17 protein-coding genes and 1 pseudogene are annotated in these 15,278 nt (G+C 67.9%); 10 read left to right on the forward strand and 8 right to left on the reverse strand.

Features of this window, described 5'->3' with window-relative positions; genetic code table 11:
* Nucleotides 1–25: 25 nt before the first annotated feature.
* Nucleotides 26–502, forward strand: coding sequence for a DUF1707 domain-containing protein (locus VJT49_RS32685; protein WP_324168836.1), 477 nt, complete (start codon nucleotides 26–28; stop codon nucleotides 500–502).
* Between the two features lie 76 nt (nucleotides 503–578).
* Here VJT49_RS32685 and VJT49_RS32690 read toward each other — a convergent pair whose 3' ends face one another.
* A complete protein-coding gene (locus tag VJT49_RS32690; protein ID WP_324168837.1) occupies nucleotides 579–761 on the reverse strand; it encodes a hypothetical protein in 183 nt (60 codons plus the stop codon).
* Nucleotides 762–985: 224 nt separating this feature from the next.
* Nucleotides 986–1,405 (reverse strand): Fur family transcriptional regulator, encoded by a 420-nt coding sequence (locus VJT49_RS32695; RefSeq protein WP_324168838.1) that lies wholly within the window; start codon nucleotides 1,403–1,405, stop codon nucleotides 986–988.
* A 97-nt stretch (nucleotides 1,406–1,502) separates the two neighbouring features.
* Between VJT49_RS32695 and VJT49_RS32700 the strand changes: the two genes are divergently transcribed.
* Complete coding sequence (locus VJT49_RS32700; RefSeq protein ID WP_324168839.1) at nucleotides 1,503–2,624, forward strand: HoxN/HupN/NixA family nickel/cobalt transporter; 1,122 nt, start codon at nucleotides 1,503–1,505, stop codon at nucleotides 2,622–2,624.
* Nucleotides 2,625–2,837: 213 nt separating this feature from the next.
* Here VJT49_RS32700 and VJT49_RS32705 read toward each other — a convergent pair.
* A pseudogene (locus VJT49_RS32705) lies at nucleotides 2,838–3,064 on the reverse strand (catalase); the annotation flags it as partial.
* A 683-nt stretch (nucleotides 3,065–3,747) separates the two neighbouring features.
* On the opposite strand from VJT49_RS32705, the gene VJT49_RS32710 reads away from it, so the two are divergent.
* Together VJT49_RS32710 and VJT49_RS32715 are read left to right on the forward strand one after the other, a co-directional pair.
* Entirely contained in the window at nucleotides 3,748–4,155 is a 408-nt protein-coding gene (locus VJT49_RS32710; protein ID WP_324168840.1) for a transglycosylase family protein, read from the forward strand.
* A 237-nt stretch (nucleotides 4,156–4,392) separates the two neighbouring features.
* Nucleotides 4,393–4,731 (forward strand): hypothetical protein, encoded by a 339-nt coding sequence (locus VJT49_RS32715; RefSeq protein ID WP_324168841.1) that lies wholly within the window; start codon nucleotides 4,393–4,395, stop codon nucleotides 4,729–4,731.
* A gap of 298 nt (nucleotides 4,732–5,029) precedes the next feature.
* Here the strand turns inward: VJT49_RS32715 and VJT49_RS32720 are convergent, their stop codons facing one another.
* Nucleotides 5,030–5,719, reverse strand: coding sequence for a response regulator transcription factor (locus tag VJT49_RS32720; protein WP_324168842.1), 690 nt, complete (start codon nucleotides 5,717–5,719; stop codon nucleotides 5,030–5,032).
* Nucleotides 5,720–6,252: 533 nt separating this feature from the next.
* Between VJT49_RS32720 and VJT49_RS32725 the strand changes: the two genes are divergently transcribed.
* From VJT49_RS32725 to VJT49_RS32735, 3 genes are all read left to right on the forward strand, one after another.
* Nucleotides 6,253–6,912 (forward strand): LysM peptidoglycan-binding domain-containing protein, encoded by a 660-nt coding sequence (locus VJT49_RS32725; protein ID WP_324168843.1) that lies wholly within the window; start codon nucleotides 6,253–6,255, stop codon nucleotides 6,910–6,912.
* 147 nt (nucleotides 6,913–7,059) lie between these two features.
* A complete protein-coding gene (locus VJT49_RS32730; RefSeq protein ID WP_324168844.1) occupies nucleotides 7,060–8,112 on the forward strand; it encodes a M28 family peptidase in 1,053 nt (350 codons plus the stop codon).
* A 53-nt stretch (nucleotides 8,113–8,165) separates the two neighbouring features.
* A complete protein-coding gene (locus VJT49_RS32735) occupies nucleotides 8,166–9,083 on the forward strand; it encodes an SDR family oxidoreductase (protein ID WP_324168845.1) in 918 nt (305 codons plus the stop codon).
* Here VJT49_RS32735 and VJT49_RS32740 read toward each other — a convergent pair.
* The 4 genes from VJT49_RS32740 to VJT49_RS32755 all read right to left on the reverse strand — a co-directional run bounded on the left by VJT49_RS32740 (nucleotide 9,074) and on the right by VJT49_RS32755 (nucleotide 12,714).
* Nucleotides 9,074–10,039 (reverse strand): helix-turn-helix transcriptional regulator, encoded by a 966-nt coding sequence (locus tag VJT49_RS32740; protein WP_324168846.1) that lies wholly within the window; start codon nucleotides 10,037–10,039, stop codon nucleotides 9,074–9,076. The genes VJT49_RS32735 and VJT49_RS32740 overlap by 10 nt on opposite strands.
* Before the next feature lie 306 nt (nucleotides 10,040–10,345).
* On the reverse strand, nucleotides 10,346–11,593 hold the full coding sequence (fmdA, locus tag VJT49_RS32745) for a formamidase (RefSeq protein ID WP_324168847.1): 1,248 nt from the start codon (nucleotides 11,591–11,593) through the stop codon (nucleotides 10,346–10,348).
* 79 nt (nucleotides 11,594–11,672) lie between these two features.
* Nucleotides 11,673–12,305 (reverse strand): AmiS/UreI family transporter, encoded by a 633-nt coding sequence (locus tag VJT49_RS32750; RefSeq protein ID WP_324168848.1) that lies wholly within the window; start codon nucleotides 12,303–12,305, stop codon nucleotides 11,673–11,675.
* Between the two features lie 124 nt (nucleotides 12,306–12,429).
* Nucleotides 12,430–12,714: a zinc ribbon domain-containing protein gene (locus VJT49_RS32755; RefSeq protein ID WP_324168849.1), complete on the reverse strand. Its 285-nt coding sequence runs from the start codon at nucleotides 12,712–12,714 to the stop codon at nucleotides 12,430–12,432.
* Nucleotides 12,715–12,965: 251 nt separating this feature from the next.
* On the opposite strand from VJT49_RS32755, the gene VJT49_RS32760 reads away from it, so the two are divergent.
* The 3 genes from VJT49_RS32760 to VJT49_RS32770 all read left to right on the forward strand — a co-directional run bounded on the left by VJT49_RS32760 (nucleotide 12,966) and on the right by VJT49_RS32770 (nucleotide 15,183).
* The gene (locus VJT49_RS32760) at nucleotides 12,966–13,145 is read left to right on the forward strand and encodes a hypothetical protein (RefSeq protein ID WP_324168850.1); all 180 of its coding nucleotides are present in this window, start codon (nucleotides 12,966–12,968) and stop codon (nucleotides 13,143–13,145) included.
* Between the two features lie 272 nt (nucleotides 13,146–13,417).
* On the forward strand, nucleotides 13,418–13,987 hold the full coding sequence (locus VJT49_RS32765; protein WP_324168851.1) for a DUF488 domain-containing protein: 570 nt from the start codon (nucleotides 13,418–13,420) through the stop codon (nucleotides 13,985–13,987).
* 233 nt (nucleotides 13,988–14,220) lie between these two features.
* Nucleotides 14,221–15,183, forward strand: a complete 963-nt coding sequence (locus VJT49_RS32770; protein ID WP_324168852.1) for an ATP-binding protein — start codon at nucleotides 14,221–14,223, stop codon at nucleotides 15,181–15,183.
* Nucleotides 15,184–15,278: the final 95 nt, after the last annotated feature.

The following is a 15,278-nucleotide window of genomic DNA, read 5'->3' on the forward strand; positions in this document are numbered from 1 at the left end:
TGCGTCAATCGCGTAGTATCCGAATGTGGAGAGCGACTCGCCGGATATCCGGATCGGTGACACCGAGCGTGAGGATGCCATTGGCAAGCTCGGTGAGCACATGACCGCCGGCCGGCTGGGTGTCGACGAGTACGGCGAGCGCACCGCCAGGGTGGCCGCGGCGAAGACCCGGCGGGATCTGCTCGCGTTGTTCACCGATCTGCCGGAACCACACCCGGCCTTCGGCACGGTGGGCGCCCCGCCTCCGGCGAAACCCGCGCCCAGGCAGGCGCGGCAGCCTGCCCGCCCGGGCGAGAAGTCACTGGCGCAACGGATCGGCGGCGCGATGGTCCCGCTGTCCGCGTTGCTCGCGGTGGTGCTGTTCTTCGGCGTGTTCCACGTCTGGTACGTGTTCCTGCTACCGGCGGCGGCCGGCGTCATCGTCGGCTCCATCTGGGGTGACGACCGGCACCAGCGCGACCATCGGCACCGGGGGCACCGCCGGCTCGGCTCGGGAGACTAATTAGGCGCCCCCGCCGCGGGACGGCGAGCGCGCGAAAGCTACGCCGTCCGAAGCCAAGAAGGAGCGTCGGAAACCGCTAGCCGGACCCCTGGATTCCGTTCGTGCCGGCAATGCTGTTGGTCCCGGCAATGCTGTTCGTGCCGATGCTGCTGCCCGGGGACACCGCCGCGCCGGCGGGGCTCGCCGCCAGGAAACCGGCGATCAGCGGGATCGCCACGGCCACACCGAAGGTGACCGCACGAGATCGACGACGTGTCACGGTGATTCCCCATCCCTGTCCGGCATCCGACCTGATAACGAGGATAGCTTGGCAGTAAGCCGAGGACCATGTCTTCGTCATTTCCATGAATCGCCAAGACCCGCTTTCGCCATTTATGACGAGGAAGGGAATCATTCGGGACCCGGTGTTCGGCATCGAGTAGACACGGGGGTGGGCACCGCGGCTACCGGCTCACGGCGGAACAGGGGACAGTCCGCTGAACGTCAGGCCTGGCAGGCGGGGCACAATCCGGTCACCACGACGCTTTCGGGGCGAAAGGCGATCGCTTTCGCCGTGGCGCGCAGGGCGTCCGCCAACGCGGGGGCGGGGATCTCCTGGATGGTGCCACAGCGGTTGCAGACCGCATGATGGTGCGGCTCGACGGCGAGGCCGTAGGTGACCTGGGCCTGGCCGGGCAGCCGGTGCACCAGGCCGGACTCGGTGAGCCGGTCGAGGGTCCGGTAGACGGTCGACAGGTTGAGGTGCCCGCCGGCCGTGGAGATCCGGTGGTGGATCTCGGCGGCGCTGAGGTGGCCGGTGCTGGCGCCGAGCGTGTCCATGATCGACAGCCGCGCGCTGGTGAACCGCATCCGTCGTGCCCGCAACTCCTCACGACAGCGAGCGCGTATGTGGTCGGGATGCATGACGAACTCCTCCTCGACCGTGACAACCGGCCGTTGGTGCACCTATCTTGCAACTGCGAACCATTCGCAGTCCAGCGGCGCGGGAGGAAAACAGCCGATGAACGTCTCCGATGCCACGACGGCCCCGAGGTCCCGCTGGCGGCGCTTCACCGGTTCGATGAGCCGCGCCGAATGGGGCCGCGTCGCGGGCATGACCGGCTTCATCGCCGCGCTGCACGTGATCGGCTGGTTCACCCTGGTCGCCCTCGTCGTCCCGGAGCACTACAGCCTGGGCGCCAAGACGTTCGGCATCGGGATCGGAGTGACCGCCTACACCCTCGGCATGCGGCACGCGTTCGACGCCGATCACATCGCCGCGATCGACAACACCACCCGCAAGCTGATGGACGAGGGCCGGCGCCCGCTCTCGGTCGGGTTCTGGTTCTCCCTCGGGCATTCGACGGTCGTGTTCGGCCTGGCCTTCCTGCTCGCCCTCGGCCTGAAGACACTGGCCGGGCCGGTCGAGGACGACAGCTCGGCACTGCACACCGTGACCGGCCTGATCGGCGCGGGTGTGTCGGGCACCTTCCTGTACGTCATCGCGATCATCAACGTGGTCATCCTCGCCGGGATCTGGCGAGTGTTCCGCCAAATGCGGGCCGGCCGGTTCGACGAGGCCGCGCTGGAGGAACAGCTGAACAACCGCGGGTTGATGAACCGCCTGCTGGGCCGCGTGATGCGGTCGATCACGCGGCCCTGGCAGATGTATCCGGCCGGGCTGCTGTTCGGCCTCGGCTTCGACACCGCGACCGAGATCGCGCTGCTGGTGCTGGCCGGGTCGGGCGCCGCTTCCGGCCTGCCGTGGTACGCGATCCTGTGCCTGCCGGTGCTGTTCGCCGCCGGCATGTCCCTGCTGGACACCATCGACGGGTCGTTCATGAACTTCGCCTACGGCTGGGCGTTCTCCAAGCCCGTCCGCAAGGTCTACTACAACCTCACCATCACCGGCCTGTCGGTCGCCGTGGCGCTGATCATCGGCACCGTCGAGTTGCTGAGCCTCCTGGCCGGAAAGCTCGGCCTGCACGGCGGCTTCTGGGACTGGATCGGCGACCTCGACCTGAACCTCATCGGATTCCTCATCGTGGGCCTGTTCTTCGCCACCTGGGCCGTCGCGCTGGCCGTGTGGAAGTTCGGGCGCATCGAGGAAAAGTGGGCCGCCCGCCTGAGCGCCGGCGAGTAGCTACGCCGGAACCCGGCCGGTTCGGTGGTCCCACGCGCGACGCCTGGCCATTTCGGCCGCCAGCGTGTCGAAGAACTCACCGGGCGGGGAACGCCCGGCCGCGCGTGACCACACCCCGCTCGAGGATCACGTCCTCGTGCCCGGCCAGTGCCTCGGTCACGCCCACCTTCCGCAGCAGGTCGAGCCCGGCCCCGAACGCGCCGACCGGTTTGGCGCGCCCGCGCCCCGCGCGTACACGACTCGTTCCGGAAATCGAAATGGGTGATCTTCTCCCGCGCGTGGAAGTCCTCCAGCAGCGTCGGGCCTCGCTCACCCACGGTGAGGCAGTCGTCGGTGTGACCCACCCGGACGCCCTGCCGAGTGGTGAGGAAGCCGTCCCGGGAGCCGACCCTCGATCGCTCGAGTTGTTCCTGCTTCGCGTCGTTTCGCCGTCCGGCTATCGTCCCTCCTCTTCGGGGTCTCCTGGCCCGGCTACCCGAGGGTGCGATGCGCGAACAACGTACAACCGCGCCTGAAACCGTACGTACGGTTGGCCCGCGCACGCTTCCGAGGGGGTTGCTGGTTCACCGGCGGTATCGAGCCGCACCACTGAACGTGGAGGACGGCTTCCGCTCCAGCCTGCCACGGACCGGCTCTCCGCCGGCTACCCGGTCGTCCGGAAACGACGACTACCGGGCTTGCGCCGGTTCCACCCCGGGGACGCGCACCGCAACCGCTTGCGGTTCGCGGCCCGTGATCGACATTTGTAGTCCACCGGATTGTGCGCAATTATCGGCCGTTCTTCCACCAGCCGGTTCGAGGCGTTGACGGTCCGCGTTATTCCCTTGGTTGCGCCGTGATCTATTCCCGTTCTCCCCGAACAGCGGTGCGACAATATGCTTACGACCGATTACCAAACCTCGCCGATCTGTGTCCATGACCACGGAGTATCGACTTTCCGCGTTGCGGCTTCGTAATCTTCTCGCGCTTTTGCGGTGACCTGCGATCCGGACGTGGATCAGCGGCCGCGGGCCACCGCAGAACACCTCTGGTGCACATTTCCGCTCATGGCAGCCCCGACTGCCCGGACCGGTTGTGCGCGGCCAGGGGAACTCGCGGTGCGAACGAAAGGAATCCGCGAGACGTGGAACGTCGTAGCGAGCCGGGCAAACTGAAGACCGTTTTCAAGAAGGCCGGCGCGGCCGCCGCCATCGCAGGCACGATCCTGGGCGGCGCCGCCCTGGCCGGCGCCGGGACCGCCGACGCCTTCCCCGGCCAGGCCGGGCTGGTCCGGTGTGAGAGCGGCGGCAACCCGCACGCCGTCAACAACACCCCCGCCGGACAGCGCGCGGGCCGGCCGGCCGGTCTCTTCCAGATCGTCACCCGCACCTGGCTGGCCAACGGTGGCGGGCAGTTCGCCCCCACCGCGGACCGTGCCGCCCCGTGGCAGCAGCAGATCGTCGCGGACCGGATCTACGCCCGCCAGGGTGCCCGTCCGTGGGAGTGCAAGGCTGGTCCGGGACCGGGCCAGTTCAACTTCTTCGGCCGGTGATGGTGGCCGGTGCGGCACCGGGCCACGGCCCGGTGCCGCGCCGAAGGCCCCGTCCACACCGGCCGCGACAGGATCTTCAGATTCCTGGACCTGTTGGGCGGTCGGGCCTCCGGTCGATCGCAAGTGGACGGTTTGGCGCGAAAATGTCGCCGTACAAGCGAGTTCTGCCTGGGTGGCGGCTGAGTTCTACTTGATCGCATGGTGAACACACGTTCGAGTTTCGGTAAAAGCCATGGCATGGACCAGTCAACCGCCGCCCTCGCGCTGTGGCGGCTCTCCGATGATGAGCTGACCACACGCCTGCTGGCGTGCGAGGCGCGACTGGACCGGGACTACGCCGAGGTGCCGGCCATCGTGGGCGAAGTCAACCAACGAGGACTGGCGCAGGCGCGAGGCCACCAGGACTGCCCGGCGTTTCCGACCCAGGTGTTGCGGGTCTCCGACCGCGAGATCACACAACGGCTGGCCCGGATGAACGGGCACATCCCCGAATTCATCCCGCCCCGATGGCTCGACCCCCGGCAAAGACCCATGCGCGACCACGCCCACGACCCACCCACCCGAACCGCCGCATAACAACACGCCCCGGCACCCGGACGGACACCCCACCGCCCCGATGCAAACCACGCCCTCGACGCCAGGGTGACCGCGCGGGCGTGATCTGAGCACGAGGCGCCGTTGGAGGCAGCCCGACAGGCCATCATGCCCGCCCGGTTGTCGATCGCGCTCTACCCCTGCCGTCCCGTCAGCCTCCCCGACCGCGGCCGGGTGTCCGTCGAACGTTCGTGCCCGGCTACTTGGACGAGTCGCTGCTGGGCGGTCTCGGACATGTCGAGTGTGAGCAACCCGTTGAACGCCTCGGCCGGCGGCAGCGTCAGAGCGGTTCCTCGCGCAACGCGTATCCCACGCCGCGCACGGTGTGCAGCAGGCGGCGCTCGCCACCGGCCTCCAGCTTCTTGCGCAGGTATCCGATGTAGACGTCCACGCCATTGGACGTGGTGCCGAAGTCGTAACCCCAGACCTGGTCGAACAGCACCGAGCGAGTCAGCACCCGCCACGGGTGCCGCAGGAACACTTCCAGGATCGAGAACTCCGTCCTGGTCAGCCGGACATCGCGGGCGCCGCGGCGCACTTCACGGGTCAGCGGGTTCAGCGTGAGATCCTCGAACCGCAGCAGCTCGGCCCCGACCCGCCCCGCCAGATACATGGTGCGGCGCAGCAACGCCCGCACGCGGGCCAGCAGTTCCTGCGAAGCGAACGGCTTGGCCAGGTAGTCGTCCGCCCCGGCGTCCAGGCCCGCCACCCGGTCGGTCACGCCGCCCCGCGCGGTCAGCATCAGCACCGGCACGAGGTTTCCCTCGGCCCGCAGCCTGCGGCAGGTTTCCAGGCCGTCCAACACCGGCATCGTCAAGTCGAGGATGACACCGTCCGGCCGGGCGGCCCGGATGAGCTCCAGCGCCCGCGCGCCATCGCCCGCGATCTCCACGGTGTAGCCCTCGAACCGCAACGTCCGGGACAACGAATCGCGCACCGCGGGCTCGTCGTCGGCGATCACGATGAGCACGAGGCACCTCCGGTCTCCTCCTGTCCCGATGGTGGCACCCGGGAATAAGAAATGGTTAAGAACCCGGATCCGCTCGCCGGCACGGTCGGCCCCTTCCGGCTCGCCCTCGCCCGGCGGACCGGGTCTCGGTCGTGATTGACATTTGTAGTCCACGAGCCGGTGCGAAAGTGTTCAACGCGGCTCTCCGGACCCCGACCACCCGCCAGGGCACCGATATTTTCCCAGTGTTGCGCGGTGATTTATTACCGGCGGTTCGCGGACAAGGCGCGACAATGCGCACACGATCACTTACCGAAATTGATGATCTGTGTCCATGAACACGGAGTGGTGACATTCGCTGTTGCGTTTTCGTAATCTTCTCGCGCTTTCGCGGTGACCTGCGATCCACCCCGAGGATCAGCGGCCGCGAGCCACCGCCGGACATCCCCAGGCGCGCATTTTCGATCTTGGCAGTCGGACGGCTTTCGCGCCGACTACCGAGATGGGCCCTGCGCTGCCGGGATGCGGTGTGACCGAAAGGAACCCGCGAGCAAGTGGGACGTCACAGCAAGCCCAGCAAGACGAAAACCATCCTCAAGCGGACCGGCGCGACCGCCGCGCTCGCCGGCGCGGCCGTGGGGGGTATCGGCATCATCGGGGCCGGCACCGCCGACGCCTTCCCCGGGCAGGCCGGACTCGTGAGGTGTGAGAGCGGCGGCAACCCGGCCATCGTGAACAACACGCCGGCGGGGCAGCGCGCGGGCCGCCCGGCCGGCCTGTTCCAGATCGTCACCGGAACGTGGCTCGCCAACGGCGGCGGTCAGTTCGCCCCGACCGCCGACCGGGCGACCGCGGCGCAGCAGCAGATCGTCGCGGACCGGATCTACGCCAAGCAGGGCGCCGCACCCTGGGAATGCAAGCCCGGTTCCGGCCCGGCGCAGTTCGCCAACTTCGGGGGCGCCACCGCTCCGGTGGCTCCGGCAGCTCCGGCACCGGCCCGGGCCGCCACTCCGGTGGCTCCGGCACCGGCCAGGGCCGCCGGTCCGGCCGCGGCGCCGAGCCCGGGCGGTAGCTACACCGTCGTCGCGGGCGACACCCTCTCGGGCATCGCGTGGAAATTTCACGTGGCGGGCGGCTGGGTCCAGCTCCAGAAGCTGAACCGCGTCAGCAACCCCGATCTGATCCTGGTCGGCCAGAAGCTCGCCATCAAGTGAGCCGCTGACGCGAAAAGCGCCCCACCGTTTCCCCCGGCGATGGGGCGCTTTTCGCGACCACGGCAGGTATCACCTCGATCGTGCGCTGCCACGACCTCCGCCGTGCGCGACGATGAATGTCGCAAAGAGACGGATGGAGAGGTAGCCATGCCGCGTTTCGCGCCAGTGCGAGCCCGGCTGGCATCGTCGCTGTCACTGTCACTGGCGCTCGTCACCGCGATGCTCGTCCTGGGCTGTGGGCCCGAAAGCCCCCAGACCCCAAGCTTTCCCCTCGCCGACGGGCGACTGGGGCAGGAGCTGAAGAACAACGTGAGCGAGACGGGCGCGCTCACCCACCTTCGGGCCTTGCAGAAGATCGCCGACGAGAACGGCGGCAACCGGGCCTCCCCCGGTCCGGGATACGACGCGAGCGTCGACTACGTTGCCGGTGTCCTGCGTGGCGCCGGTTACTACGTCAGCACCCCTACCTACGAAGGGTCCCGGGAGGACGGCGGCCGTGAGCGCGTGACGCTGCGGAACGTCATCGCGCAGACACGCACCGGCGACCCGGGGCAGGTGGTGACGATCGGTGCTCACCTGGATTCCGTGACGAAGGGTCCGGGCATCGTCGACAACGGTTCCGGCGTGGCGACGCTGCTGGAAATCGCCGGTCACCTCGGTGCTTCACCCACCGTGCGGAACGCGGTCAGATTCGCGTTCTTCGGCTCCGAGGAGACCGGCGCCGAGGGCTCGACGGGCTACGTCAAGAACCTGTCCGCCGAGGATCGCGGCAAAATCATCCTCTACCTGAACGTGGACATGGTGGCCTCCCCCAACGGCGGCTACTTCGCACAGGGCGGGAAAGGCCACGACAAGTCCGCCTCCGGACCGCCCGGTTCGGCCACTGTCGCCCATGTGCTCGCCGACCAACTGGGAAAAACAGGCGTGACCGCGGAGTTCATCGAGTTCGTGGGAGATGACGAGGCGCCGTTCGTCGACGCGAACATTCCCTCCGGCGGAGCGGAAAACGGTGACCGCCAGCCGAAGAGCCCGGAACAGGCCGCGGCTTGGGGCGGCCAGGCGGGCGAGAAGTTCGACCCCTGCTACCACAAGGCCTGCGACCGCCTCGACAACGTCAACCTCGTGGTGCTCGACCACTACCTGCACGCGCTCGCCGGGACGGTCGCCTACTTCGCCATGTCCGAGCAGCGACCCGTCTGACCTCTCCGAAACGTTGCCACCATCTGACAGGGTTTCGCGCCACCGTGGCAGGCATGAGCAAAGATCTCAACGGCAAGGTTGCGTTGGTGGCCGGGGGAACCCGGGGTGCGAGCAGGGCGATCGCCGTCGAACTCGCCAGAAGCGGCGCGATCGTCTACGTCACCGGACGCACGTCGGGGCAGCAACGGTCCGAAGTAGACCGTCCCGAGACCATCGAGGGCACCGTCGAGCTGATCGCGGCCGCTTCGGGCACGGGCATCGCGATGCGGGTCGACCATCTCGAGCCCGGCCAAGTGCGCGCGCTGGCCGAGCGGATCGATCGGGAGCAGGGACGGCTCGACATCCTGGTCGACGGCCTCTGGGGTGGCGATCGCCACATGGGATGGGGAAAGCCGGTGTGGGAGCACTCGCTGGCGGCAGGTCTGCGCATGATCCGGCTCGGCATCGACGCCCACATCATCACCAGTCACTACCTCCTTCCCCTGGTCATCCGCGAGCCGGGCGGGCTCGTAGTGGAGATGACCGACGGGACCGCCGAATACAACCGGAAGTTCCGCGCGGGCACCTCGCTGCCGTTCTACGTCGCCAAGGCCGCCGCGCACCAGCTCGCTCTCGCGGAGGCATACGAGCTGCGGGCACACGAGTGCACCGCGGTGGCGATGACACCGGGCTGGCTGCGTTCGGAAGCCATGCTCGACGAGTTCGGCGTCACCGAGGAGAACTGGCGCGAGGCCCTGGAGAAACAGCCACATTTCTGCGTTTCGGAGTCGCCGGTCTTCGTGGGACGCGCGGTTGCCGCGCTGGCCGCCGACCCCGGCCGGTCGCGCTTTTCGGGGCAGACCCTGGACAGCGGGCAGCTCGCGAAGATCTACGGATTCACCGACGTGGACGGCAGCAGGCCCGACGCCTGGCGCTACATCAGGGAGGTGGCGGACGCGGGTAAGCCCGCCGACCCCACCGGTTACCGGTGACGCTCGGCCATCCGCCGTGCGGTGTCCGCGAAGGCGGCCCGCACGGCGGAAGGTTCGACGATTTCCACGTGGACGCCGAGCGCGAGCAGTTGCCCGGCCGCGATCTCGGGCTCCTCGAAGGCCAGTTCGACTTCGGTCCAGCCGTCGGGCCCTGGCGGACCGGCCTCCTCGATCGCCGACACCGCGAGGTCGACGTCGATGACCGAAGGCAGGGCACGAACCCCGGTAGGGCTGAGGCGGCAGCGAACCGGCACACGACCCAGTGACCGCTCGAACCGCGCCGATGACTGCTGCCACCAGCCTGCCAGGTCGAAGCGGGCCGGTCGCTCGAAGTGCTCGCCGAGTTCTTCGGTGGCGTCGATGCGGGCGACGCGGTAGGTGCGGACGCTGTCGCCGATCCTCGCGACCAGGTACCAGACCGCCGCCTTGAGCACGAGCCCGAGCGGATCCAGCACTCGCTCGACCGTGCGATCGTCACGGCGGTAGCGCACGCGCACTCGCCGCTGCTCCCACACCGCCCGGGCGACGGCGGCCAACTGCCCGGCGTCGTCCTCCCGGCGGAACCACCCGGGCGCGTCGAGGTGGAACCGCCGCGCGATGTGTCGCGCCTGCTCGCGCAGCGGGGCGGGGAGGGTCGCCAGGACCTTCGCATGGGCTGCCGACACCGCCGTGCCGAGCCCGAGTTCGGCGAGTGCTCTTGGAGTGCCCATCGCGAAGATCGCGACGGCTTCTCGCGATGTGAGCCCGTCGAGCCTGGAGCGCCAGCCCTCGACAAGCCGCACGCCACCGTACCGGCCTGGTTCTGTCCACAACGGAACACCGGCCGACCGCAGCGCGGCGATGTCCCGATGCATCGTGCGCTGCGACACGCCGAGCGCCTCGGCCAGTTCGGCGATCGTCGCACTGCGCCGGCTTTGCAGGGTGAACAACAACGCAACCAGCCGTTCCGCTCGCATACCTGGAGATCATGCCCGCGCGTTGTTCAGGTAGGCCAGCACCCACTGGTGCTCGCTGTCGCTCGGTGGCGGCCCAGCTTCTGGAACACGTTCGCGACATGCGGGTCCCGCTCGGTAGCCGGCCGCACCCTCGAACGAACGGCGTGCCGTGGAGCGCGGGGAGGCTCTCATGGACACCGCCTGGTGACCGCTCGGCACGGAAGTTCTGACTGACGCGTGTGAGGAGGCCGTCTCGTTCGACCTCCTCACAGTCTTTCAGGCTTCAGCGAGTTCTTCGCGCACCTCCGTTCCCCGCTGACGTACCAGTCAGGAAGTGACCGCGCACTGTCCGCGATCGGCCTTCATCGGTCCTTCGGCCGTCGGGCGCACGTCGAAGTCGAAGATCGCCGTGGGCACGTAGATCGTGCAGCAGGCGTTCGGGATGTCCACGATGCCGCTGATGCGACCCTCGACGGGTGCCGAACCGAGCAGCAGGTACGCCTGCTCCCCACTGAAACCCCACTTCTTGAAGTATTCGACCGCGTTCAGGCAGGCCCTGCGGTAGGCGACGGTCGCGTCCATGTAGTGGTTCTCGTCCGTCTCCCGGTCCACCGAGACGCCCACGAACGACATGAACTCGGAATACCGTGGCTCGACGTTTCCCGGCATGAACACCGGATTGGTGGTGATGCCGTACTGTTCCATGCCGCCCTTGATCAGATCGACGTGGAAATCGATGAACCCGCCCATTTCGATGGCGCCACAGAAGGTGATCTCGCCGTCACCCTGGCTGAAGTGCAGGTCCCCGCCCGAGAGCTTCGCGTCGTTGACGTAGACCGGGTAGAAGACCCGCGATCCGCGGGTGAAGTTCTTGATGTCGTGGTTTCCTCCGTTCTCGCGGGCCGGCACGGTCCGGGCACCCTCACCGGCGATTCTGTCCGCGGTGTCCCCGGTGGCCGTTCCGCCTAGCGCGTTTTCGGGCGTGGGTGGCAGGCCCAGCGGGGGTATCCGGTCGGGCTCGCGGTCGATGAGCGCCTGCTCCCTGCGGTTCCAACGCTGGAGCAGCTCAGCCGACGGTGCGACGCCGAACAGGCCAGGGTGGGTGATGCCGGTGTACCGGATCCCTGGCAGGTGGCGCGAGGTGGCCTGCTGACCGTGGAAGTCCCAGATCGCCTTGTAGGCGTCCGGGAAGTAGTCGGTGAGGAAGCCACCACCGTTGACCTTGGCGAACACCCCGGTGTAGCCCCAGCCCTGCCCCGGCGCCTCGCCGACCTGCTGGGGAACCGGGCCGAGGTCGAGGATGTCCACGACGAGCAGGTCCCCGGGCTCGGCGCCCTCGATGCCGATGGGGCCGCTGAGCATGTGGGCACGCGTCAGGTCGACATCCCGCACGTCGTTGGCCGAATCGTTGTTGCCGAGCTGAGCGTCGGTCCATTCCCGGCACTCGACTCTGAATTCCTGTCCAGGGCGGACCATCGCGGCCACCGGAACGTCCGGATGCCACCGGTTGTGCCCCGGCACCTCCTGGTCGAACATGGACTTCGTCTGGTCTACCGTGAAGACAGTTTCCGGCATGTGATCTTTCCTCCTTGCTTCGTGATCCACTCACCAGTGCCGTCGCTGTTCCTGTTTGGCGTATCCGCGAACCGCCTCCTCACATCGGTGTCGCCGGCCGCCTGGCCGACGGAGGGAAACTGGGGATGCGGCGACCGGTCAGCGGGACCAGCCCCAGGAAGACCACGGCCCCGAAGATCGCCAGCACCACCGCGGTCAGTGGCCTGTTCTGCCAGTACCCGGTCAGGAGCAGGAACGCGGGGATCGCTCCGGTCACCCAGCCCTGGATCGCGGTCACCCAGCCGGTATACGTTTGCAGGCGCTCGATCTTGAGCCCGAGCAACAGGAAGAACAGGAACCAGAGGAACGACCAGTACAACCAGATCACGCCGAACCCGTAGTCCCCGAGCAGTTGGAAGTTCGCCACGGAATAGCCGATGGCCATGACGGCGACGAACAACGAGAACCAGCCGACACCGGTGGTGTCCAGCCCGGCCAGCAGTCCGATCCCGACATACAGGTAGGTGAAGCCGAACAGATAGATTCCCGACGCGGACAGGATCGCCTGGGGATCCCCACCCGAGGCGAAGATCAGATAGGTCGGCGTGATCACCTGGAGTGCGCCGACGAACAGGTTGAAAACGGCGGCGGCCTGCGGATTGACCTTTCCCAAGAGCATCACGCCGTTGAGAAAAAGTACCGCGCCGACGTACAGCAGACCCACGGCCCCCATGACCGGTTACCTCCTCGCATCAGGCAGGTCGCCGAGGTGACGACCCGGCACTTCCGTCCGGCGGCCTACACCGTGCGCGGCAGATGCGTGGCAGGCCGGATCCCTCCGGCCTGAGCCCACCGGCTCACGCTCGTGGTCGTGGGAGGTGGGCAAGCGCGGGGTGTGGTGGTCGTCGCACCGTCCGCGTGCGAGGTACTTCCGAAACGACTTCGGGTTCGTCGCGAGTGCTCTCCGCGCGCTCGTGCGCGGCTCCCAACTCCTTGGACATCAGCGACAGATGGGGCATGGTGAACACCCGGCGTGACGGTGCACCACACTCGGGACAGTCCACACGGGACGGAGCCGTGCCGATGGGATGCCGCGTCTCGAACCGACCGCACTGCGCGCAGCTGTATTCGTAGGTCGCCATCAACACCTCCACACATGAGCCATCTCACATGTTTCGGGTGACTACTGTTTGGATCTTCGGCCGCCTGGTTCCAGAGCCTCTGACCTGCTCGTTCTCGGCCTTACCACAGCAGAAACCCCGGCAGGAGCCGCTGTCAAGGGCAACTGGACACGCGAGCGCAAGTTGACCGAAGATATGCGGCACCGTTACAAACCCTCAACGTGTCCGGCCGGTCCGACTTGGACGGCACGTGATCAAGAATTCAGTGGGACGTGGTGGAAGTCAACACCAACGATGGCGAGGCCGTGAGATATGTCGTCTTCACCGCGTGGGAGTGCGCGAGTTGCGACGTCGCCGGGCGGACCCCGCCGGGCGCGAGCGTCGAATGCTGGAACTGCGGCGGCTCGGTCGTGGTCACCGCACGCCCGAGCGTCCGGCACGTCATCGGGTAGTACGACAGCGGTGTAGTTCCACGCCCTGCGAGCCGCGCGACACGCGAGTCGAGCTTTCGCGACACGCGAGTCCCCCCTTCACGACACGCGAGTCGGACTTTCGCGACGCCCGACCCTTCGCCGCACCCAAGTCCCCTTCGCCGCACCCGAGTTCCGCGTTCGCGAGCGTCTTGAAAGCGGTTTCCGCGTCTCGCGACTTCCGGCGTCCACGTCCGGTAGCACAACGCCGACCGAGCGCCCCGGAGGCCCGCGGCGCCGGGCCTCCCGCTACGGTGGCTGTCGCACCCGAGACCGGGCACCACATGCTCCTGACCTTCGGCCACGGCACGGCGGACGCCGGCCAGATGACGCGGCTCCTGCGGGGCGCCGCGGTGCGGCGCCTGGTCGACGTGCGGACGGCCCCGGGCAGCAGGCGCAATCCCGACGCCACCCGCGAAGCCCTGGCGCGGTGGCTGCCGGAGGCGGGCATCGGCTACCGCTGGGAGAAACGCCTCGGCGGCTGGCGCAGGCCACGGCCGGATTCCCCCGATATCGCGCTACGCAACCGGTCCTTCGGCGGGTACGCCGGCCATATGCGCTCGCCCGAATTCCGCGCCGCGATCGACGAACTGCTCGCCGAGGCGGCCCGGGGACGGACCGCGGTGATGTGCGCCGAGTCCGTGTGGTGGCGCTGCCACCGCAAGATGATCGCCGACTTCCTCGTCCTGGCACGCGAGGTGGACGTCCGTCACCTCATGCACGACGGCACGCTTCAGCCACACCGTCCGAGCCCGGAAGCGCGGCTGCTGCCCGAGCACCGGGTGCTCGTCTACGACGCCGGCGAGCCGCCCCTCTGGCACTGAGACGGGATGACGCTCTGGCCGTGGAACGTCTCACCGGCATGCGCGCGTGACAGGTCAGTCCTTCGCGACAGGCGAGTCCAGCCTCCATGACGGGCGAGTCCAGCTCTCGCGACGGGCGAGTCGGGCTTTCGCCGCGGCTCCCGTGATCGCCCGTTCGTGGCCGGGCGGCGCCGGTGTATGTTGCGACCAGCAAATGAAAATCGATATCGTTTTCAGTAGAAGGGACAAGAGGCGTGAAGATCGCGTTCGTGGGTAAGGGAGGAAGCGGGAAGACGACGCTGACCTCGCTGTTCACCACCTACCTGGTCCACACGGGACATCCCGTGCTGGCCATCGACGCCGACATCAACCAGCACCTGGCGGTCGGGCTGGGCGCGGGCGAGAAGGAAGCGACCACCCTGCCCACGCTCGGCGAGCACCTGAGGCTGATCAAGGACTACCTGCGCGGCGACAACCCACGCATCACCGATGCCGACGCGATGATCAAGACGACCCCGCCCGGCCGGGGATCCCGGCTGGTGCGCCCCTTCGAGGACAACCCGATCAGCGACGCCTGCTTCCGCGAGATCGGCGGCGTCCGGCTCGGTGTCACGGGCCGGTTCGACGAGGAGGATCTCGGCGTCGCCTGCTACCACTCGAAGGTCGGCGCGGCCGAGTTGCTGCTGAACCATCTCGTCGACGACGCCGGCGAATACGTCGTGCTGGACATGACCGCGGGCGCCGACGCGTTCGCCTCCGGACTGTTCACTCGCTTCGACGTCACCTTCCTCGTGTGCGAGCCGACACTGCGCAGCGTCGGCGTCTACCGCCAATACGCCGACTACTCACGCGACTTCGGCGTACGACTCGCCGTCGTCGGAAACAAGGTCACCGACGACGAGGACGTCGAATTCCTGCGGGAGCAGATCGGCGAAGACCTGTCATGCTGGCTGACCGGCTCGGGCCACGTGCGCGCGGCCGAGCGCGGCCGGACTCGCCCGATCACCGCGCTGGAACCGGACAATGTCGCCGCGCTCGCCACCATTCTGTCTACTGTGGACTCGACACCGCGCGACTGGGACCGCTTCCATCGCCAGGCGGTCGAGTTCCACCTCCGCAACGCCCGGTCCTGGGGCGACAACCGCACCGGCCAGGACCTCGCCGCCCAGATCGACCCTGAGTTCATCCCCGGCCCACCCGCGCTGACCGGCGCGTGACTTCATCGGCCGGAATTTCTATTGATAATGATAACCACTTGCACTAAAGTGGGCGTGTTACTCGTCGCTGCCGGATCACTTGGCGCTGGAGGTCG

Source organism: Amycolatopsis sp., from assembly GCF_035276945.1.
Classification (GTDB): Bacteria; Actinomycetota; Actinomycetes; order Mycobacteriales; family Pseudonocardiaceae; genus Amycolatopsis_E.